The following is a 20,497-nucleotide window of genomic DNA, read 5'->3' as shown; positions in this document are numbered from 1 at the left end:
CAAGGATACCAATGACCGAAGCCATATACCCTCAGGTTCGAATCGTTTCTGCGCGATTCCTCAGACCCGATACGGTGGAACAACTTCTGAACAGACTTGTTCAGATCGGCGGGATTCTCCGGATGTCTCTTACCGGGCAGAATCTTCCCGCCACCGTTCCCTACGGCCCGGCACGGGGGAAACCCAACCCCCACCCGGACCGCAAGGTCATCCGTGTCGGAGACCAGGACGTCCAGCTCGAGGTACAGGTAGGAACTGTTATCCTGGAACTCGAGGACGAGTCGTACATCCCGGCCATCGAGGAAGCGGTCGACGAGGTCTTTGCCAACAAGGACTTCTCCTGCGCCGTCCAGAAGGGGCGGTTCATGAAGACCACACCGACGGTGTCCGACTACGCGAAATACGGACCTGACGCCGACAGAGAAATTCTCGGGCTCGTCGATCCAAGGAAGAAAGGCGGTCCCGTTATCATTCAGGGAAACAAGTGAGATGCCAATCGGAAGAGTAACTCAGGTTGTCGATTGCCGCGAGAGCATGGGAATGGGTAAAGGAGGCGGTCTTGCCCAGCGGGGCACCATCTCCGAGACCAGGTCTCCCGATGTGATCGTGATTGGAATGTCCCCCGGCCGCAGACACGTAACAAAACCGGTCTGCGACATCACCTCCGGTCTCCGGAGGGAGGGGGCGGAGTTCTCCGTGACCACGCTCGTCCTCAACGCAGGAAGCGGGGTTCCGGCGGATTCGCCCGTCGCGGGTCACGTGCTCGGAGCCTATTTCGGGCTGACGGAGAAAGAGATCGCCCAGATCGAGCAGCACAAGGTAGCCATCCTGCATCATGGGAACGTCCGCTCCCATGTCGTGCAGAAAGTCCGGTTCATCCTTGAGCACGCAGGCATCAAGGCCATCGTCGTATCCCAGGTACCGATCGACTTCGAGGATCTCGCAAAAGAGGGGATCAGGACCGCAGTGGTTATGCCGCCGCCCGACCGGACGAAGACGAAAGGCATCGTGATGGATATCGTCAGCGGCGTGACACGGGGTCAGACACCGGGCAGGGAAAAATTGGCAGAGGTCATTCGTGCCGTTATGAAAGTGCTAAAAAGCCCAACATGAATGAGGTGAAAGAAAACATGGCATACAAGCCCCAATACGGACCGGGTACATCCAATGTCGCCGCAAACCGGCGCAAGCAGATGGACCCCAACCAGAAGCTTGAGAAGATGCGTGACGTAACTGATGAGGACATCGTGCTGGTCCTCGGCCACAGGGCCCCGGGAGCCGCCTATCCGACGGCCCACCCGCCGCTCGCCGAGCAGCAGGAGCCCGACTGCCCCATCAGGAAGATCGTAACCCCGACGGAGGGTGCGAAGGCAGGCGACCGTGTCCGCTACATCCAGTTTGCGGACTCTATGTTCTTTGCCCCCTGCCACCCCTACCAGCGGACCTACACCGAGTGCTACCGCTTCCGCGGTATCGACCCCGGTACGCTCTCCGGCCGTCAGATCGTCGAGTGCCGCGAGCGCGACCTCGAGAAGTATTCCAAGGAACTCGTCGAGACCGAACTCCTCGACCCGGCCCGCACCGGCATCCGCGGCGCGACCGTGCACGGCCACTCGCTCCGTCTTGCCGAGAACGGCATGATGTTCGATATGCTCCAGAGGAGCGTCCTTGGCGAAGACGGCATCGTCCGCTACGTCAAGAACCAGATCGGCGAGCCTCTCGACCGTGCGGTTGCCATCGGCAAGCCGCTCGACGAGAAGTGGCTCAAGGCGCACACGACGATCTTCCACTCGCTCGGCGGCACTGCCTACCGTGACGACAAGGAGTACATCGAGTACGTCCAGCGGATCCACACGCTGAGAACAAAATACGGGTTCCTACCCAAGGAGGCCTGATTCCAATGGCAAAGATTGAGAGAACCCAGAAGCTCTTCCTGAAATCCCTCAAGGAGAAGTTCCAGGGCCAGGACGTCCAGTCCGAGACGACTGAATTCTACAAGTTCAACGGCTACCACCAGTCTCCCCGCAAGGAGGAGTTCGTCAAGGCCAGCCGTGCCGTCGAGATGGACCGCGGCATCTCCATGTACGACCCCGTACGCTGCCACCTGGGCGGTATCCCGCTCGGCCAGCGCCAGCTGATGACCTACGAGGTCTCCGGCACCGGCGTCTTCGTGGAGGGTGACGACCTGCACTTCGTCAACAACGCTGCGATGCAGCAGATGTGGGACGATATCAGGAGGACTGTCATCGTCAACATGGACCTCGCCCACCAGACGCTGCAGAAGCGTCTCGGCAAGGAAGTCACCCCCGAGACGATCAACGAGTACCTCCACGTGCTGAACCACGCGATGCCCGGTGCGGCCGTCGTTCAGGAGCACATGGTCGAGACTCACCCCGGCCTCGTCGACGACTGTTACGTCAAGGTCTTCACCGGCGACCAGGAACTCGCCGACGACCTCGAGCCGCAGTTCGTCCTCGATGTCGAGAAGCTCTTCCCCGGAAAGCAGGCCGAAGCGCTCTCCGCAGCCGTAGGGAAGTCCCTCTGGCAGGCGATCCACATCCCGACCACGGTCTCCCGGACCTGCGACGGTGGAACGACCTCCCGGTGGTCTGCGATGCAGATCGGTATGTCCTTCATCGGTGCCTACCGTATGTGCGCCGGTGAAGCGGCCGTCGCCGACCTCTCCTACGCCGCGAAGCACGCAGGCGTCATCCAGATGGCGTCCCACCTGCCCGCCCGGCGTGCCCGTGGCCCGAACGAGCCCGGTGGTATCGGATTCGGTCTCTTCTCGGATATCGTCCAGGCGAACCGGAAGTACCCGAACGACCCCGCGAAGGCCTCCCTTGAGGTCGTCGGCGCCGGAACCATGCTGTTCGACCAGATCTGGCTCGGCTCCTACATGTCCGGCGGTGTCGGATTCACCCAGTACGCAACCGCGGCCTACACCGACAACATCCTCGATGAGTTCACCTACTACGGTATGGACTACATCAAGGACAAGTACAAGGTCGACTGGAAGAACCCGAGCGCAGACGACAAGGTCAAGCCGACCTACGACATCGTCAACGACATCTCGACCGAGGTCGCCCTGAACGGCATGGAGCAGTACGAGCAGTACCCGACCATGATGGAGGACCACTTCGGCGGTTCCCAGCGTGCCGGTGTCCTTGCCGCTGCGTCCGGTCTCTCCGCCTCGATCGCAACCGGAAACTCCAACGCCGGCCTGAACGCCTGGTACCTCTGCATGCTCCTGCACAAGGACGGATGGTCGCGTCTCGGCTTCTTCGGCTACGACCTCCAGGACCAGTGCGGTTCCGCGAACTCCCTCTCCATCCGTGGAGACGAGGGCGCGATCGGCGAGGTCCGTGGCCCGAACTACCCGAACTACGCGATGAACGTCGGCCACCAGGGCGAGTACGCCGCGATCACCGGCGGTGCCCACTACGGCCGCGGCGACGCGTGGTGCTTCGACCCGCGGGTGAAGATCTGCTTCGCCGACCCCGCGCTGAAGTTCGACTTCGCCGAGCCCCGTCGCGAGTTCGCGAAGGGTGCCATCCGCGAATTCATGCCCGCCGGCGAGCGTTCGCTCATCATTCCGGCCCGGTAAACCCAAATCAACTTTTTTTTTCCTAGCGTAACTCCACATGCCTAAAAAAGACATTCCGGGCGATTTTTTACGTTTCGTTGCGATATCGGCGCAACTTTTCGAAACCTTTAATTAAGTCATAAACAACTGTTAAATGAACCAAAAAGGTTTTGAACTCATACTCTGGTGCCATGAGCACTGGAGGAGGATGCTGAATGGAAGAGATCGTATTTGGCATCGGCATTACCGCATTGGCAGGTGCTCTTGCAACCGTCGCCGGCGCTGCGGAAGACACTGAATCTGATATCGGATCACAGGGTGACCCGAACTCGCAGGTTCAGCTGGCTCCGCAGATGGGATATATTCACCGCATCTTTAACAAAGCAGTTGCTGGTGAACCCCCCGCGTACGGCTTATGGGTTGCTCTGGGTGCAGGCCTTGCCTGGGCATTCATGGCGATGCAGATAAACCCGATACTTGCAATCGTGCTTGGGAGCGCTCTCGCGGTCTTCGTGCAGGGCGTGTATGCGACAACCGCATACCTCGGCCGTACTGCAAGTCTCGCCAAGTTTGGACAGCCGGTCTACATCGATATTCTGAAATCGATGACGACCGTGACCATGGCACACGCGTTTGTAGCGATCTTCACCACCGTCGCGATGTGTCACCTGATCATCAGCGCACTCGGCCACCCCTTCCCGCTCCCGCTTCTCGGGCTCGTCTGGGGTATCGCACTCGGTGCGGCTGGGTCTGCAACCGGTAACCCGTTCTACGGAAAGGAGCGGCAGTACCAGGAACAGAAGTTCGGAGCAGGCGTTCCGATCTCTGCGTCCGGTAACATTGTCCGCTACGCCGAGGCCGGCCAGCGGAACTCGCTCGACAACGGTTTCTTCAGCGCCAAACTCGGCGGCCCCGCGTCGGGTATTTGCTTTGGCCTGATCGTCTTCTTCGAACTCTGGCGTACCGTGGTCTTCGAAGAACTCAACATCTGGGGACCGATCATCGTCGGTATCGTCGTTATCCTGATCTTTGCCATCATCGACCGCTACATCGAGGTCTGGGCAAGGAAGAACTTCGGCCCCTACACGGCTCCTGAGGAGGCATCATCATGAGCGCACTCGGCGGACCTAAACAGACGGGAGGCGTCCAGTCCCCGACGGCAATGGGTATCGTCCTCAGCATCGTTCTTATCATCGTCGCGCTCGGACTCGCCTACTACCTCGTACAGATGGCCGGAGTGCTTGCCCTCGTCGGCATCATCATCGGCGGCGTCCTGGTCGCATTCGGCGTCCACTTCGTCCCGGTCGGCGGTGCCCCCGCTGCAATGGGACAGTCGCCCGGTATCGCGACCGGTGTCGCGATGCTCGCGGCCGGTGCCGGCCTTGCCGGACTCTTCGGCGGCGCATGGGCCGCTCCGTTCGGACTCGCAGTCGCCCTCGCGGGCGGTGCGGTCGGCGGCGGTCTCCTGATGGCGATCACCTGTACGATGGTCAACGTCATCTACATCTTCGGCATGGGTATCCCGGCAGCGTCCGGTAAGGTCGCAAAAGACCCGATCACGGGCGACACCTTCCCCGAGTACAAGAGCCAGGGTACCGAGGGGCACGGCCTCCCGTTCATCTCCTGGATCGGCGGCGTCATCGGCGGCGCACTCGGTGGTCTTGGGGGAACGCTCATCTACCTCGAGCTCCTCGACGTCTACCAGGCACAGCTGCCCGTACTGCTGAACGCCACGGTCGAGCAGATCGCGCCCGTCGCAATCTCGCTTGCCGGCATCTTCGCGGTCGCTATGTTCCTCGTGAACGCCGTGCTTGCGGCATACAACATCACCGGTACGATCGAAGGGCCGCACGACCCCAAGTTCAAGCGGTTCCCGAGAGCGATCATCGCAGCCGCCGTGGCATCCGCCGTTACCGGCATCTTCGCGATTGCGCTGCTCGAACTGGTGGGGGTATTCTAAATGTCAGTGAAAATTGAAGTCGGAGCAGGCGGCATCCCGCACAACCAGGTCCTGATCTACGGACTTGTGGGATCGCTCGTCCTGATTTACCTGACATACCTGAACACGTACTTCCAGACCCAGTACTTCGCGTTCTTCGGCGGGCTTGCCGCCGTCGCCGCGCTCATCTGGGGTACCGACACGATCAAGCACCTCTGCAGTTACGGTCTCGGTACCGGTGTCCCGTCCGCGGGTATGATCGCCCTCGGGTCCGGTGTCGTCGCCGCGCTCTTCGGAGCCACGACCGGCATACTCGCGCCCATCGTGACGGTCATCATCGCCGCAATCATCGGCGCGGTCGCCGGACTGATGGCAAACCACGTTGTCCGGATGGACATCCCCGTCATGGTCGTCTCGCTCATCGAGCTCGCCATCGTCGGCGCAATGACCGTTCTCGGCCTCGCGGCCATGGCCTGCGGAACATTCGAGTTCCTCGGCATGATCACCGGCACGGTGTCCATTCTCGGGTTCACTATGCTGAGCTACGAGACCTCGGTCATCGGCGGCAGCATCATCGCCGTGATCTTCATGCTCGGCGCCATTGCCATCCAGCACTCCTTCAACGCCTGTCTCGGGCCGGGAGAGCAGCAGGACCGGACGCTCATGCTCGCCGCAGAGTGTGGATTCCTCTCGATGATCACCGTCGCGATCATCTCGTTCGCGTTCATCGGACTCCTTCCGGCTCTCGTTGCACTGCTGGTCTCGATCGTCGGGTGGCTCTACACCTACACGAAGTACATCGCGCTCTCGAAGCGTGACGCCTACGCATGGCTCGACGCCAAGCCCATTCTGGAGCCCAAGGGAGGTGCCTAAATGGCGTACGTTCAGGTACTGCCCGAGTTCGGCCTGGTCGTCGACCCGATGGTCGGCATTGTCACCACCTCCGGTGTCTCGTACACCCCCGTGCTCGAGCAGGTGACGGAACTTGAGAAGATTACCGACGACCTGGTCGGTATGCTCTCCGGAGAGGGCAACTTCCTGGCATCGTTCCCGAACAGGGAAGGTGTTCTCAATGTCGCCGGAGGCGTGACCGCATTCTGGTACGGCATGGCAATCGGCCTTCTGGTTGCCGGTGTCGTCGTATTAGGACTGCTGTGAGGTGAAGAAGAACATGGTTGAAAAGAAATCACCGGCCAGTGGATGGCCGATCGTTCAGGGCGACTTCCACACAGGAGATGCACAGAGCTGCGTCGGCGTCGTCACCATGGGATCCCACCTCGACGAGCAGGGCATCTGCGATGCCGGAGCGGCAATCGCCGGGTCCTGCAAGACCGAGAATCTCGGCCTTGAGAAGATCATCGCGAACGTCATCTCCAACCCCAACATCAGGTTCATCCTCTGCTGTGGTACGGAGGTCAAGGGACACCTGTCCGGGCAGAGCTTCATGGCCCTGCACGAAGGCGGAGTCTCCGGCGGAAAGATCGTCGGCGCTCAGGGAGCCATCCCGTTCATCGAGAACCTCACCGACGATGCGATCAAGCGCTTCCAGGAACAGGTCGAGATCGTCAACATCATGGAAAGCGAGGACATGGGTGCTATCAAGGCCAAGATGGACGAACTCAAGGCCAAAGACCCAGGTGCGTTCGGCGCGGAACCCATGATCGTCGAGGTCAAGGAAGCGGGCGGTGCGGCAGAGGAAGCGACCGGTGAAGTACAGCCGCTCTCCGGCGAACTGGCACTGGTACACGCACGGATGAAAGTCATCGAGCGGATGGTCACCGACATAGGCTATCGCAACAAGTTTGCCGCCGGTGTCTACTCGGGCAAGATCGAAGGTCTCATGATCGGCCTGATCGTCTCGTTCGTGATTCTGGGGTTCATCTTGCTGGGGTGAGATAAATGGCAGAAGAAGTTACACAGGCAGGCCCCATCCGGATGACCTCGATCAACAGAATGATGGATTCCATCCGGTACAAGGCACAGATCCTTGCCCGCACGACCAAACTTGAGTCGGGCATCATGGGCATGGGGATCCTCGGATTCGCAATCGGGCTCTTAGTAGCCGTACTTCTGATTGTGATTCCGGCACTGATGCTGGGGGCGATCTAACATGGTTGAGAAGAAATCACCGGCCAGTGGATGGCCGATCGTTCAGGGCGACTTCCACACAGGAGATGCACAGAGCTGCGTCGGCGTCGTCACCATGGGATCCCACCTCGACGAGCAGGGCATCTGCGATGCCGGAGCGGCAATCGCCGGGTCCTGCAAGACCGAGAATCTCGGCCTCGAGAAGATCATCGCGAACGTCATCTCCAACCCCAACATCAGGTTCATCCTCTGCTGTGGTACGGAGGTCAAGGGACACCTGTCCGGGCAGAGCTTCATGGCCCTGCACGAAGGCGGAGTCTCCGGCGGAAAGATCGTCGGCGCTCAGGGAGCCATCCCGTTCATCGAGAACCTCTCCGACGAAGCGATCAAGCGCTTCCAGGAACAGGTCGAGATCGTCAACATCATGGAAAGCGAAGACATGGGTGCTATCAAGGCCAAGATGGACGAACTCAAGGCCAGAGACCCCGGTGCCTTCGGCGCGGAACCCATGATCGTCGAGGTCAAGGAAGCAGGCGGTGCGGCGGAAGTTGCCGTTGCAGGTGCAAACCCGCAGTTCCTTGAGATCGAGGAGAGGCTTAACGCCATCGAGGGAAGGATCGAGTTCGTCGATGCCGAGATCGCCCAGCGCGTCGGAAGGAAGATCGGGCGCGATATCGGCATCCTGTACGGACTGGTCGCAGGTTTGATTGTATTCATGATGTTGTTGGTATTACTGCCCAAATTGATTGGGTACCTGTAAAGGAGGATTGGCGAATATGTTCAAGTTCGAAAAAGAGCAGACGGTACACGACTTCAACGGTACCAAGATCGGCGGGCAGCCTGGAGAGTACCCGACCGTGCTCGGTGCATCCATCTTCTACAACAAGCACGAAGTTGTACTGGATGACCACACTGGAAAGATTGACAAACCAAAGGCAGAGGCGCTCTGGAACCGCTGTCAGGAACTCTCGGATATCACCGGCATTCCCCACTTCATCCAGATCATCGGGGAGTTCGGCGAGGCCTTCGAGAGTTACATCGACTGGTTCTGCAGCATCGATGACAAGACCGCGTTCCTGATGGACTCGTCCGTCCCGGCGGCGCTCGCCCACGCGTGCGAGTACGTCACCCAGGCCGGCATTGCGGACCGTGCGATCTACAACTCGATCAACGGTTCGATCCTGCCCGAGAACATCGAAGCGCTCGCTAAGAGCGATGTAAACGCAGCAATCGTCCTTGCCTTCAACCCCGGCGACCCGTCGGTTGCCGGCCGCGAGAAGGTCCTGACCGAGGGCGGCGTCGCGGGACAGGAGATGGGTATGCTCGAGATCGCGGAGAAGTGCGGCATCACCCGCCCGATCCTCGACACCGCGGCAACCCCGCTCGGTCTCGGCTCCGGCGGTTCGTACCGTGAGATTCTCGCCTGCAAGGCGATCCACGGCCTCCCCACCGGTGGCGCTTACCACAACATGACCGTCTCCTGGACCTGGCTGAAACGCTGGAAGGGAACGAAGAAGACTCCCTCGCAGCAGCTTGCCGGACTCGAGGGCAAAGAAGGACTCATCGAGCAGCTCACGCACCACTACCTCGGTGGTACGGACGGCATGCGCCAGGCGGCCTGGTCTGCGCCCGATATCGGCTGCAACATGGTTGCAAGCACCCTCGGTGCCGACCTCATCATGTACGGCCCGATCGAGAACGTCGAGGCGATGATCACCGCGCAGGCCTACGTCGACATCGTCGTGCTGGAAGCGGCACGCGACTTCGGCATCGAGCCCCAGGTGGACACCCACCCGTTCTTCAGGCTCATCTAAACCTACTTTTTTTTTACGCCGTCCTTACATCCGGTCTCTCCCGGAACGTCGCATCCTTTCAGCGGAGACCGCAGATCTCCTGGCTCGCGAACCCGGGAGCGGCGTCGGAGATGTTTACCGAAAACGCCCAAAAAAAGAGTGTGCCTGCCGGAAGGCGAAGGGTTCCCCGCACCGGCCGCTCACGCGAGTTCGATATGCCCGGCGATCCGGAGTTTCCCGCCCTCGAGGTAGTGGAGCACCGCCGCATCCCCCGGGAGGTAGACGAGATCTCGTTCGAGCACGAGCGTGAGCGTCGGCCGCCGCCAGTCGCCGTCGTCCTGCACCGCCTCCACCCGCGCCGGGATGAACTGCATCCAGTGGCCGAGGTGGAGCACCGTTCCTGCCGTGAGCGGCGCCGGCCAGTACTTCACCAGGGTCGCCCGTGCCTCGATCTTCGCACCCAGCCGGATTGCGGGGTCGTCGGAGAGGGCGAACCCGCGATCGAGGTCGTCCGACTCGATGTTCTTGAGCGCAAGCCCCACGCGGTCGCCTTCGGCGGCCCAGTCGAAGTCGTCGTCGTGCTTCTGGATCGACCGCACCGTGATCGCCCGCCCCCCGGGGTAGACCTTCAGGGCGCTGTGCTTCCGGATACCGCCCCGCACCACGCCGCCAAGGATGACCGTCCCGATGCCGCGGACGTTGAAGTGGTGATCGATGGGGATGGTTCCCACCGCACCGGCAGCAGGCGGGAGAGAGGTGCGGGCATGCGCCTCGCCAAGCAGGAGATCGCGCAGCGCGATCGGGTCGACGTCTACGAACTCGTAGCGCTCGAGCACCGTCCCCCGGAAGAGCGGCGCGACGTCTTCCGGCGTCAGGTAATTCTGGAGGACGATGTAGCCTCGCTCCACCCGCGCTTCGTCAAGCATCAACACCCACTCCCCGAGCGTCGGCGTGATCTCGCCGACAACGACGAGAGCCGCATCCGCCATCGACGCGGCGTAGAAGAGCGGAGCCAGCCGTTCGGGATACCGGGTAGGCTCGATGATGGTGACGGTGTCCTCGCCCTTCTTCAGGTTATAAAAGGTGATATCGGATTCCGTGCCTTTCTTCCCGAGGTCTTTTGCGTAACCGGCGGGCCCCAGCACGGCAACATTCAGATTGCCCATATGCCTGATCTCTTGGTTATCCAGGGCAATGAGGTTTGCTCCATGCAGTTAGAAGAAACCAACTCGTGCATGCACCGGGCCAGGAGCGGGAACCCCCGCGGGCAATCCAAATAGATTTTAACAAAGTAAACTTAATTTTATGACACACGTATGCGGAGAACGGCACCGATCATCATCGCAACACTCATCTGCGCGCTTCTCATCAGCATGGCCTCCGCGGTCGCTCTCGGACCGAGCGGGTTTGCCCTGGGGTCGCTCTTCACCTCGGATAATGCATGGTTGATTCTCTGGGAGATCCGGGCGCCGAGGGTGATCGCCGCGGCGCTGGTCGGGTGCGGGCTGGCTGTCGCAGGCACGGCCATGCAGGGGCTCTTCCGAAACCCCATGGCCGACCCCTACATCATCGGCACGTCGTCGGGCGGAGCGCTCGGGGCTACCCTCGCAATCGTCCTCTTTGCCGGTACGGGACGCACTGTGCTTGCATTCGCCGGGGCGATGATCGCAACGTTTACCGTCTACTTCATCGCCCGGAGAGGAGGCAAGATCCCGGTCGAGACGCTCCTGCTCTCCGGTGTCGCCCTCGCAACGTTCCTATCGGCACTCCTCTCCTTCCTGATGTATACCGCAGGCCGGAGCCTGCACCAGATCATGTTCTGGCTGATGGGAGGGTTCTGGAACATATCGTGGAACGACGTCGCCGTCGCTCTTCTCATCCTGATCGGAGCCGCAGGGATCTATCTCTTCGCACGCGACCTCAATATTCTCGCCCTGAACGAAGAGGACGCGACCCACCTCGGGGTGAACGTCGAGCGGGCGAAACAGATCCTCCTCGCACTGAGCGCGTTCGTGACGGGAATAGCCGTTGCGGTAGCCGGCTCAATCGGGTTCATCGGCCTCATTACCCCGCACGTGATGCGGCTGATCGTCGGGCCCGACCACCGTTTCCTCTTTCCCGCGGCCGCACTTGCCGGCGCCATCCTCCTCGTATGGGCGGACGCGCTCACGCGAACCTTCACGAGCGACATGCCGGTCGGCATCCTGACCGCCTGTTTCGGCGCACCGTTCTTCATATACCTCCTCCGGAGCCGGATGAAAGCATGAAACCGATTGAGATCATCGATATCGACGTCTCCTACGGCGCAAAGAAGATCCTCGAAGCAATCACGTTCCACGCAGAAGCAGGCGAGATCCTCGGTATCGTCGGGCCGAACGGATCGGGGAAGACGACGCTCTTGAAAGCGATGAGCAGGGTCGTCGCCCGGGATAACGGGGAGATCCGGCTCGACGACCGGGATCTGGACTCGCTCGGACACCGCGAACTTGCTCGCCGGGTTGCGGTCGTCCCGCAGGAGATCTCCATCGGCTTCGAGTATTCGGTGCGCGACGTCGTCATGATGGGGAGGCACCCCTACATCGGAAGGTTTGCCTCCGAGACGGCCCGGGACGTGGAGATCTGCGAGCATGCCATGCATCTTGCAAACGTCGCAGATCTCGCCGGGATGTCGGTGCACGAGATCAGCGGCGGGGAACGCCAGCGCGTGCTCATAGCACGGGCGCTCGCACAGGAACCGACGATCCTGCTGCTCGACGAAGCAACCTCGAACCTCGACGTCAGCCACCAGGTCGAGATCCTCAACATCATCAAGGATCTCGCGGGTGGGATCACGGTCGTGAGCGTCTTTCACGACCTGAACCTGGCCGCATACTACTGTGACCGGCTCCTGCTCCTCAAAGACCGGAAGGTCTACGCCCTGGGAGCGCCGGGGGAGGTTCTGACCCGTGAGAAGATCCGCGAGATCTTCGGGATGGAGATGCTCGTCAGACCGCACCCCCTGACGGGGAGACCATACGTCCTGCCGGTCTATATGCACCAGTCGAGTGCGGGAGCGAACCGGCGGGTGCACGTCGTCTGCGGCGGGGGAACGGGCTCCGATATCCTCCACCTCCTCCACGCCGCGGGCTTCACGGTCACCTGCGGCGTCTTGAACCTCCTCGACACGGACTACGGGACGGCGATGCACCTCGGCCTCCCCTGCATCGCAGAGCCCCCGTTCCACGGCATCACCCCTGATTCGCTCTCGCGCCTCAGGGAGTGCCTTGAGAGCGCAGATGCCGTCGTCGTCACAGCAATGCCAATCGGCAGGGGGAACCTCGACAACCTCAGGGCGCTGCTCGACTACCCGGCAAAACCCGTCCTCCTCCACGCAAGAGACAGCACCGCCCGGATGGAAGACTACACCGGCGGCGAGGCCGAGGAGGTGCTCGCGAACCTGGAGGCGCGCGGGGCGCTCCGGGTCGAGGGGGCGGAGGAACTCCTTGCCCGCCTCTCGCGGGGCGATCCTGATCGCGACTGAGCCCCGGCCCGCATCCGGCGGCCGTCAAACCCGCCGGTATCCGCCGGATCGTTCCGGGCAGGAAGAACGGGAATCCTGCGGGACGGTAAGCGTCGTTGTGCCGCACCGCGATCCCGATTTGTAAATAATTATTACCTCAACGCAAGTGTACCTATAGTAATGCGAACCACGCGCCTGATACTCTCTGTTGCATCACTTTTCATGCTACTCCTGCTCGCCGGGACGGCCGGTGCGGCACCCATGGACGGGAGCGAACGATCCGTGACGGTGACCGACGACTCCAAAAAGACCGTCCTCATCCGGGGAGAACCGCAGAGAATCGTCTCGCTCGCGCCCTCGAACACCGAGATCCTCTATGCCCTCGGGCTTGACGACCGCATCGTCGCCGTCACCGAACGCTGCGACTACCCGCCGGCAACAGCCGATAAACCGAAGGTAGGCGGTTTCAGCACCGTCAATATCGAGAAGGTGATCGCTATGGAGCCCGACCTGATCTTCGCCGCACCCGCCAACACCGATGAGGTCATCGACCGCCTGCGATCGCTCGGGATGACCGTCGTCATCCTCGACCCGCAGACGATCGACGGTGTCCTGCACGACATCGAACTTACCGGAAGGGCGACCGGGCAGGAGGAACAGGCGTCAACGCTCATCGAAGAACTCCGGACGCGCATCGGAACTGTTGCCGAAACGGCGGCCGGGAGCCCGGCCGATCGCCCGTCCGTCGCGCACATCATCTGGCACGACCCGCTCTGGGTCTGCGGGCAGGGGACGTTCCAGAACGAGGTGATCACGATTGCCGGCGGAACCAATGCGTTCGGCCCGGTCGACGGCTGGAGCATCGTCAGCCTCGAGGAGTTCATCACCACGAATCCCGACTACATCCTGGTCAGTTCAGGCAGCGGCATGGACCGGGACGGATACGACGCCATCTACAACTACATCATAACCGAGCCTCGCCTGCAGAGGCTCGACGCAGTCAGGAACGAACGCGTATACGTCATCGACGCAGATATCGTCAGCCGCGGGAGCCCGCGGATCGTGGATGCGCTGGAAGAAGTGGCTGGCTACCTCCATCCGGGCACCTCCGGCACGGTTACGCCGGAGGCCGCCGGGACGGTTCAGTCGCCGGGATTCGGTGCGATCACGCTCATCTTCGCACTATCCGCAGCCGTCCTGCTCCTGCAAAAGAGGTAGGGCGGAACGTGAACGATATCGGCTGCTCCACCTGCTGCCTGATGGACAGGACGCTTGAAGAGGCGCTCGGCCTTATCTCCTGCTGTACAGGCCGTGCAGAGATCCTCTCCGACGGCCCCCACTGTCTCTTCCGGTTCGAGGAGGTCTGTCGTTCGTTCGATCTTCGCTATACGGTACACGCACCGGTCGCCGATATCAACATCGCGTCCGAGAATGAGTGTCTCCGGAGCGCGGCCGTCAGGGTTCTTTGCGATCTCGCGGAGGTCTGCGACCGGATCGGCGCCGAACGGCTGGTCGTCCACCCGGGGTATGTCTGGGGAGAAGAGATGCGGGTGGTTGCGCAGACCGCTCTCGACCGGTCGCTCGACGACCTCGCCGCGGTCCAGCAGGAGGTGAACGTCCGGTTCGCCGTCGAGAACATGGGCGCGTGGGATATCTGTTTCTTCAGGTCGCCGGAGTTCCTCGACCGCCTTGCCGACCGGAACCTCGGCTTCGCCCTCGACGTGGGGCATGCCCACACAAACGGCAACCTGGCATCTTTTCTGAAACCGGGAGGGGCGATCCACGTCCACCTGCACGACAACCGCGGCAGCCGCGACGACCACCTGGCCTGCGGCGACGGGGATATCGACTTTCGCCGCCTGATGGCGGCCCTCCCGCCGGGCGTCATGAAGGTCGTCGAGCCGAACTCATTTCAGGACTACGAACGAAGCCTCGATCACCTGAGAGGACTTCTCTGAGCGATCACGGCTCGCGGCCGATCAGGCGCTTCACCGCCGCGAGGAACTCCCGGAACCGCTTCGAGACCTCCGGGCCATCCGAACCCGGGTAGGCGTTTGCGCCCCGGACGACGGTGCTCCACCCGTCCATCTCCATCCGCAGGTGCCAGTAGGTGACGTCGCAGCAGGAGTGGGCGGAGACGTACTCCGGCTCCCACTCGCGGACGCCGAGCCGGTCGACGGCTTGCCGGAACCGCGCCCACTCCCCCGGAGCCGGCGACGCCTCCGTCACCACCCCGGAGTAACCGCCGGCACTCGCCCACTCGTAGAGGAGCCGGCCGTCCGCGAGCCTGACATAGAGGGACGGCCCGACACTCCCGCCGATGTAGAACTCGAACGCCGCCGGAAGGGTATCGTCGCGCATACCAGGCTATACGAGCAGCGCGGCCAAATACCCTGCGACCACAACGCCCATGCAGCAGATCCCGGCGACGTCCGCCCGGCCCGGGGAGAGGTCGCGCATCGGCGTCCGCCTGCCGGAACGGTATCCGCGGAGATCGATCGTCAGCCCGAGGATCGTGGCCTTCCCGAGCGAGTTCGAGACCAGGGGGATGATGATGGGAAAGAGCCCCCGTATCTTCCCGGCAAGACCGTTCCCGGGATTGTAGGCACGGGCAAGCTGTGCTTCGTGAATCCGCTTCCCCTCAAGCTGCAGGCTCGGGATGAACCGGAGCGCAATCAGGAACATGAGGGTGTAGTCGACCGGCATCCTGAGGCGGTCCATGACGTGGACGAGGTCGCGCGGCTGGGTGGATATGACCAGGAGCTGAAACGCAAAGAGCATCGCGGCGAACCGGAGCGACATCGCGAGCGCAAGGTCGATCGCCCCCGCCGTGACGGGGAGCGCCCCGCCGATGACCGGAACCGACTGCGGAACCAGGTAACAGACGATCTCCCCGCTCCTGATGGTGAGGATGGTGAGGGCGAGCAGGCTCACCGCAAGCGAGAGCAGCAGCGGAACCTGACGGAGGAGATCGCGGGCAAGCCCGCTCGCTATCGCAACCGCCACGACCGCCCCGGCAAGCGCCGCAAGCATCACCGTATCGCTCGTCAGCACCGCAAGGGCCACGACGACGACCGCAAAGATCAGTTTGGTGAGCGGGTGGAGGCGGTGAAAGGCGCTCTCCCGGGTGACATACTGCATGATTTCAGACATGGTTCCTCCTCGTAAGTTCTGCTGTCGCGGATGACTCTTCCCTGCTCCATCCTGACGATACGATCTGCATACATCTCTCCAAGACGCATATCGTGCGTCACCATGACGATCGTGTGCCCGTCCTGCCGCAGGCGGCCGAGGATCTCCATGACCCTCCCGGATTCGCGGGCATCGAGCCCGGTCGTGGGCTCGTCGAGCACGATGACCTTCGGTTTCATGGCGATGACGCAGGCGATCGCCAGGCGTTGCCGCTCGCCCCGCGAGAGCGAGCGCGGGTAGGCCGTCTTCCGGTGGAGAAGGCCCACCTCAAGGAGGGCCGCGTCGACAGGCTCCCCCGAAGCCCCGGGGTCGATGTTCTTGAGGCCGAACGCCACCTCGTCCGCCACGGTCTCGGCAAAGAGCATGGTGTCCGGGTTCTGGAAGACGAGGCCCACGTGACGCGCGAGTTCCGCTATCGGGACGGTTGCGGCGTCGAGCCCGTCGACAGTGACGCTGCCTTCGGTCGGGCGGAGCAGCCCGTTGAAATGCTTGACGAGCGTCGTCTTCCCGGACCCGTTCTCCCCGGCCACGGCCACGATCTCTCCGGAAGCGACCTCGAGGTCGAGGCCCCGTATGGCCTCGACCCCATCGTAGTGATGGACGAGCCCCCGGATGGATATGACGGGGACGCCCTCTCCAGGGAGAACTGCCGCCGGTGCCGGGGGCCGGGCATCGCCGCCCGCCGGCTGCTCCCGGACGGACTCCTGCATCATCTCCGCGGGGGACCCGACCCGTGCGATCGCTCCGTCCTCGACGACGACCATCCTGTCCGCGATGGCGGCAAGCTCCCCGATCTTCTGCTCGACGATGAGCACGGCGGTGCCCTTCCCCGAGAGCCTCCGGAGGAGGGCGGATACCGCGGCGGTCGCCTCCGCGTCCAGTTCCGCGGTGGGTTCGTCGAGGATCAGGATCTTCGTGCCGAGCGCGATTGTTGCGGCGATGGCGACCCGCTGCTTCTGCCCCCCCGAGAGGGTGTGCGGGGCACGATCCGCGAGATCGGCGATCCCGGTCGCCTCCATCACCTCGCGGAGCCTCTGCCGCATCTCCTCACGGGGGATTCCGAGGTTCTCAAGCCCGGACGCAACCTCCTCCTCGACGGTCGTGAAGATGAGCTGGGCGTCGGCGTCATCGAAGACCACGCCGACGTCCCTCCCGATCTCGCCCATGTTCCGGTAGTCCCGGACGCTTTTGCCGAGAATGGTGATCGCACCCTCGAGCGTGCCGCCGTACTCGTGGTGGAGGATGCCCGACGCCGCAAGGCAGAGCGTCGTCTTGCCCGCCCCGGTCGGGCCGGTGACGAAGACGATCTCGCCCTTCCGGAGTTCGAGGCTGATCCCGTTGAGCGCCGGCGTCTCCGATCCGGGGTAGGTGTAGGAGACACCCCGGAGGGAGAGGGCGGTCTCCCGCCCGGTCTCAGGACTCATCGACCGGCCTCGCATCCCGTCCCGGGGCCTTCTCTCGGGCCCCCCGCATCAGTGCCCGCGACGCGGGCATCTCGAGCGCCTGAGCGACGGCGGCGTTGACCCCCGCCGTGATCAGGACGATCGGGACGGTGACCGCAAGGAACGCCTCGAGGGTTCCGAATTTGTCAAGAACGGTCGGGGCAACGGCGAGGATGGAGATGAGGATGAACGAGAACCCGCTCGCGAAGGTGGCGAGAAGCGTCGTCACCGCCGGGGCAAGGACGAACCGGTCTCTCAGCACCAGGTAGACCCCGAGACAGGCGACCGCACCGATGGGTTCGCTGATGAGGTTTGCGGGCGGGAAGATCGAGTGGCTGAGGAGCGCACAGACGACGCCGGCCACGACGCCGATCCCGAGCGCCTCACGGAACGTGGGCGCGATGAGGATGATGGCGAGGCAGTAGAAAGCGATCACGAGGTTCGATACGATGGGGCCGGGGATCAGGAGGGACATGTACCTGATGATGGCCCCTATGGCAAGGAGTATGCCGACGATTGCAATATCTCTCGATTTCATGGTATCAATCTCATACTACTAGGGTTCGACGAGCGACTTGACAGGGCAGGTGTAGCGGGACGGAGACCTGCTGGCCCGACCACATCAAACATTGTTGTACAGAATAGTACATTTGTGAATATATATTTTTGGGAGAGGAGACCCTCTCCCGTGCCGATCAGCGCCGCAGGATCGCCGCAGCAACCGCCGCACCGGCCGTCATGAGGGCGGCAAGGGGAGGCGCCGCTGTCGTCGGCTCAGGCGAGGGTGTGGCCGTCGACGTTGTCGCCGTCGGGATCCCCGTCTCCACGGGCGGGGTGGTGGGCACGGCGGTTCCCGCAACCGTGGTTCCCGGTGGAGATCCGAGGGTAACGGGGATGGTCGTGTAGCCGTGGCCGGCGAGGTTCCGGCGGTCGACAGGCGCTTCCACGGCGTAAACAGTGTACGTCCCGGGGTCGAGTCCGGCCTCACCCGTCCTCCAGCGGTAGGTCCAGCGGTCGTCGCTACCGACCGTCACCCTCGTGAAACTCCCCGGATCTCCCGAGCGGACGACCGTATGAGGATTGTCAAGCCGCCCGCCGGCGGGCGGGAGGTTCGGACCGGTCACGAAGAGGTAGACGGTATCGCTCCCCGTACTCGTCCCCGTGAGCGCTAACTCGCTTCCCGGGTACACCGAAACGGCGGAGACCGCCGGTGCGGCGACAAGGGCGATGAGGAGAAGAGCACCCGTTACAATCAGGATATGATCGGCGATGCGGTTCATAGTCATCCGATCGACCCGAAAGGAGATGAACCTGATCGACGTCAGAGCGGGACGGCATGCCGGCGGTCGGCATACGCCTCCACGAGGTGCCGGGTGCTCGCCTTCGCCGCGCCGCCGGCGGGCTCGAAGCGGGCTCCGTTAAGGGCGGCAAGGATCGCACCGACCGCCCCTGCATGCGACCGGCCGTAACCGCCTTCGAGCACGAGGGCGAGCGCCGCAGGACTCGCGTCCACGAGCATCCCGGCCAGTGCCCCGAAGTCTTCGGGTCGGAGTCGTATCGAACCGAGCGGGTCGTCGAAGAGCGCGTCCTGGCCTGCCGAGACCACCACGACGTCCGGGTCGAACCGCCGGAGCACCGGGACGAAGACCTCGCGAAAGACCAGGGCATAGTCGGCGCCGGTCGAACCGGCCTCGATAGGTGCATTGACCGTATAGCCTGCACCCGGCCCGGCACCCCGCTCATCCGGCCACCCGGTGCCGGGGAAGATCCCCGCCTGGTGAACCGAACAGTAGAGCACCCGATCCGAGGTGTAGAACGCTGCTTGTGTCCCGTTCCCGTGGTGCAGGTCCCAGTCCACGACCGCCACCCGGTCGACCGATAACAGCGCCTTCGCCGCCGCGACGGCAACGTTGTTGAAGAGGCAGAACCCCATCGCCCGGTCGGGTGTGGCATGGTGCCCCGGCGGGCGGACGAGAGCAAAACAGTGCTTGCCCGAAAGTGCCTGTCCCACCGCCTGCCATGCGGCTCCGGCCGCATAGAGCGCCGCGTCGAAGGAACGGGAGGTGACGTAGGTGTCCGGGTCAAGGTAACGGACCCTGCCCGGGGGGCACTCCCGGCAGAACGAGCGGATCAGATCGATATGCCGGCCTGTATGCACCAGCGCCAGGTCTTTTAGCGTCGCCCGCTCCGGGGCGATGCGACGGACGTCGGCCGGCACCCCCGCGAGAGCGGCATCGAGGCGTGCCTGCGACTCGGGGTGACCGGGCGCGTCGTGGCCGGCAAAGAGATCCCCCGTCACGACCGAGCAGGGCATGGCGATCGATGGCGGGTTGGCGGCACGGAATATGAATCTTATCTGCAGGGGGCAAAGAGCGGCCCGACGGCAGAAAGTATTTGAAGAGCGAGATGGAATCATCGACTGAGAAGAGAGCCCCGGCCGCTTACAGGGTCAACAAGGCGCGCCGGGAGAATTGGAGGAACAAGATGCCGAGAATATCGAACATTGAACTGTTACAGAAGAGAGAACAACCTACCTTATCGATCCGCACCCGGGCAAAGGTCGAAGATCTGCCGATGCTGATTGGCGGGGGATACGGCAGAATGGCCGCCTACATGAAAGAACTCGGAGAACTTCTCTCGGACGTCCCGTATGTGGCATACCACAACATGGACATGCAAAACCTCGATGTGGAGATGGGATTCCCCGTATCGAAGGTGCTGCCGGAGAAAGGGGATATGCAACCGGGCTCCATCCCGGGAGGCAGAGTCGTCTTCTGCATGTACCGCGGCGCATATCGAGATATGGCGCCGACGTACGAGGAGATGGCGGGCTGGATAGAGAAGAACGGGCTCAAGCCCGTCGGCACCGCTTACGAACACTATTACAACGGGCCCGAGTATCCCGAGAGCGAACTCCTGACGATGATCGTCATGCCGGTGCTGTAAGCCTCCCGGGAA

24 protein-coding genes are annotated in these 20,497 nt (G+C 62.6%); 17 read left to right on the top strand and 7 right to left on the bottom strand.

What is annotated here, in order from left to right:
• Positions 1 to 11: 11 nt before the first annotated feature.
• The 12 genes from mcrD to mtrH all read left to right on the top strand — a co-directional run bounded on the left by mcrD (position 12) and on the right by mtrH (position 9,427).
• Entirely contained in the window at positions 12 to 488 is a 477-nt protein-coding gene (mcrD, locus tag MCUHO_RS05325) for a methyl-coenzyme M reductase operon protein D (protein ID WP_067074741.1), read from the top strand.
• A gap of 1 nt (position 489) precedes the next feature.
• Positions 490 to 1,113 (top strand): methyl-coenzyme M reductase I operon protein C, encoded by a 624-nt coding sequence (gene mcrC, locus MCUHO_RS05320; protein WP_067074738.1) that lies wholly within the window; start codon positions 490 to 492, stop codon positions 1,111 to 1,113.
• Positions 1,114 to 1,130: 17 nt separating this feature from the next.
• Positions 1,131 to 1,895, top strand: a complete 765-nt coding sequence (gene mcrG, locus MCUHO_RS05315; protein ID WP_067076127.1) for a coenzyme-B sulfoethylthiotransferase subunit gamma — start codon at positions 1,131 to 1,133, stop codon at positions 1,893 to 1,895.
• A 5-nt stretch (positions 1,896 to 1,900) separates the two neighbouring features.
• On the top strand, positions 1,901 to 3,607 hold the full coding sequence (mcrA, locus tag MCUHO_RS05310; protein WP_067074736.1) for a coenzyme-B sulfoethylthiotransferase subunit alpha: 1,707 nt from the start codon (positions 1,901 to 1,903) through the stop codon (positions 3,605 to 3,607).
• Between the two features lie 194 nt (positions 3,608 to 3,801).
• Positions 3,802 to 4,698: a tetrahydromethanopterin S-methyltransferase subunit E gene (gene mtrE, locus MCUHO_RS05305; RefSeq protein ID WP_067074734.1), complete on the top strand. Its 897-nt coding sequence runs from the start codon at positions 3,802 to 3,804 to the stop codon at positions 4,696 to 4,698.
• Entirely contained in the window at positions 4,695 to 5,546 is an 852-nt protein-coding gene (mtrD, locus tag MCUHO_RS05300) for a tetrahydromethanopterin S-methyltransferase subunit D (RefSeq protein ID WP_067074730.1), read from the top strand. The genes mtrE and mtrD overlap by 4 nt, the downstream gene beginning before the upstream one ends.
• Positions 5,547 to 6,398: a tetrahydromethanopterin S-methyltransferase subunit MtrC gene (gene mtrC, locus MCUHO_RS05295; RefSeq protein WP_067074726.1), complete on the top strand. Its 852-nt coding sequence runs from the start codon at positions 5,547 to 5,549 to the stop codon at positions 6,396 to 6,398. It abuts the gene before it with no gap.
• A complete protein-coding gene (mtrB, locus tag MCUHO_RS05290) occupies positions 6,399 to 6,683 on the top strand; it encodes a tetrahydromethanopterin S-methyltransferase subunit MtrB (RefSeq protein ID WP_067074721.1) in 285 nt (94 codons plus the stop codon).
• A 13-nt stretch (positions 6,684 to 6,696) separates the two neighbouring features.
• Positions 6,697 to 7,419, top strand: a complete 723-nt coding sequence (mtrA, locus tag MCUHO_RS05285; protein ID WP_067076125.1) for a tetrahydromethanopterin S-methyltransferase subunit A — start codon at positions 6,697 to 6,699, stop codon at positions 7,417 to 7,419.
• Between the two features lie 5 nt (positions 7,420 to 7,424).
• Positions 7,425 to 7,634, top strand: a complete 210-nt coding sequence (locus tag MCUHO_RS05280; RefSeq protein ID WP_067074717.1) for a tetrahydromethanopterin S-methyltransferase subunit F — start codon at positions 7,425 to 7,427, stop codon at positions 7,632 to 7,634.
• Position 7,635: 1 nt separating this feature from the next.
• Positions 7,636 to 8,373: a tetrahydromethanopterin S-methyltransferase subunit A gene (gene mtrA, locus MCUHO_RS05275; protein WP_067074713.1), complete on the top strand. Its 738-nt coding sequence runs from the start codon at positions 7,636 to 7,638 to the stop codon at positions 8,371 to 8,373.
• Positions 8,374 to 8,389: 16 nt separating this feature from the next.
• Positions 8,390 to 9,427 carry a tetrahydromethanopterin S-methyltransferase subunit H gene (gene mtrH, locus MCUHO_RS05270; RefSeq protein ID WP_067074708.1) on the top strand — a complete coding sequence of 346 codons (1,038 nt, stop codon included), beginning with the start codon at positions 8,390 to 8,392 and terminating at the stop codon, positions 9,425 to 9,427.
• 179 nt (positions 9,428 to 9,606) lie between these two features.
• Here mtrH and MCUHO_RS05265 read toward each other — a convergent pair whose 3' ends face one another.
• Positions 9,607 to 10,572 carry an EF-Tu/IF-2/RF-3 family GTPase gene (locus MCUHO_RS05265; RefSeq protein ID WP_067074703.1) on the bottom strand — a complete coding sequence of 322 codons (966 nt, stop codon included), beginning with the start codon at positions 10,570 to 10,572 and terminating at the stop codon, positions 9,607 to 9,609.
• A 150-nt stretch (positions 10,573 to 10,722) separates the two neighbouring features.
• Between MCUHO_RS05265 and MCUHO_RS05260 the strand changes: the two genes are divergently transcribed.
• From MCUHO_RS05260 to MCUHO_RS05245, 4 genes are all read left to right on the top strand, one after another.
• Positions 10,723 to 11,673 (top strand): FecCD family ABC transporter permease, encoded by a 951-nt coding sequence (locus MCUHO_RS05260; protein WP_067074699.1) that lies wholly within the window; start codon positions 10,723 to 10,725, stop codon positions 11,671 to 11,673.
• Entirely contained in the window at positions 11,670 to 12,926 is a 1,257-nt protein-coding gene (locus MCUHO_RS05255; RefSeq protein WP_067074695.1) for an ABC transporter ATP-binding protein, read from the top strand. The genes MCUHO_RS05260 and MCUHO_RS05255 overlap by 4 nt, the downstream gene beginning before the upstream one ends.
• 159 nt (positions 12,927 to 13,085) lie before the next feature.
• Complete coding sequence (locus MCUHO_RS05250) at positions 13,086 to 14,123, top strand: ABC transporter substrate-binding protein (protein ID WP_084385939.1); 1,038 nt, start codon at positions 13,086 to 13,088, stop codon at positions 14,121 to 14,123.
• Positions 14,124 to 14,131: 8 nt separating this feature from the next.
• Complete coding sequence (locus MCUHO_RS05245; RefSeq protein ID WP_084385938.1) at positions 14,132 to 14,863, top strand: sugar phosphate isomerase/epimerase family protein; 732 nt, start codon at positions 14,132 to 14,134, stop codon at positions 14,861 to 14,863.
• Between the two features lie 4 nt (positions 14,864 to 14,867).
• On the opposite strand, the gene MCUHO_RS05240 is transcribed toward MCUHO_RS05245, so the two are convergent.
• The 6 genes from MCUHO_RS05240 to MCUHO_RS05215 form a co-directional block, all read right to left on the bottom strand.
• Positions 14,868 to 15,266, bottom strand: coding sequence for a hypothetical protein (locus MCUHO_RS05240; RefSeq protein WP_067074687.1), 399 nt, complete (start codon positions 15,264 to 15,266; stop codon positions 14,868 to 14,870).
• A 6-nt stretch (positions 15,267 to 15,272) separates the two neighbouring features.
• Positions 15,273 to 16,058: an energy-coupling factor transporter transmembrane component T family protein gene (locus tag MCUHO_RS05235; protein ID WP_067076120.1), complete on the bottom strand. Its 786-nt coding sequence runs from the start codon at positions 16,056 to 16,058 to the stop codon at positions 15,273 to 15,275.
• Positions 15,989 to 17,521, bottom strand: a complete 1,533-nt coding sequence (locus MCUHO_RS05230; RefSeq protein WP_067074683.1) for an ABC transporter ATP-binding protein — start codon at positions 17,519 to 17,521, stop codon at positions 15,989 to 15,991. The genes MCUHO_RS05235 and MCUHO_RS05230 overlap by 70 nt, the downstream gene beginning before the upstream one ends.
• Positions 17,511 to 18,077, bottom strand: a complete 567-nt coding sequence (locus tag MCUHO_RS12605) for a hypothetical protein (RefSeq protein WP_067074679.1) — start codon at positions 18,075 to 18,077, stop codon at positions 17,511 to 17,513. The genes MCUHO_RS05230 and MCUHO_RS12605 overlap by 11 nt, the downstream gene beginning before the upstream one ends.
• A gap of 157 nt (positions 18,078 to 18,234) precedes the next feature.
• On the bottom strand, positions 18,235 to 18,819 hold the full coding sequence (locus MCUHO_RS05220) for a hypothetical protein (protein WP_235808177.1): 585 nt from the start codon (positions 18,817 to 18,819) through the stop codon (positions 18,235 to 18,237).
• A 41-nt stretch (positions 18,820 to 18,860) separates the two neighbouring features.
• Positions 18,861 to 19,853, bottom strand: a complete 993-nt coding sequence (locus MCUHO_RS05215) for a histone deacetylase family protein (RefSeq protein ID WP_067074671.1) — start codon at positions 19,851 to 19,853, stop codon at positions 18,861 to 18,863.
• A 92-nt stretch (positions 19,854 to 19,945) separates the two neighbouring features.
• Here MCUHO_RS05215 and MCUHO_RS05210 point away from each other — a divergent pair, with 92 nt between their 5' ends.
• Positions 19,946 to 20,485 carry a GyrI-like domain-containing protein gene (locus MCUHO_RS05210; protein WP_235808176.1) on the top strand — a complete coding sequence of 180 codons (540 nt, stop codon included), beginning with the start codon at positions 19,946 to 19,948 and terminating at the stop codon, positions 20,483 to 20,485.
• Positions 20,486 to 20,497 lie beyond the last annotated feature (12 nt).

This window comes from Methanoculleus horonobensis (assembly GCF_001602375.1).
Classification (GTDB): domain Archaea; phylum Halobacteriota; class Methanomicrobia; order Methanomicrobiales; family Methanoculleaceae; genus Methanoculleus; species Methanoculleus horonobensis.
Note: the sequence above shows the minus strand (reverse complement) of the source record. Positions and strands in the feature narration are given on the sequence as shown.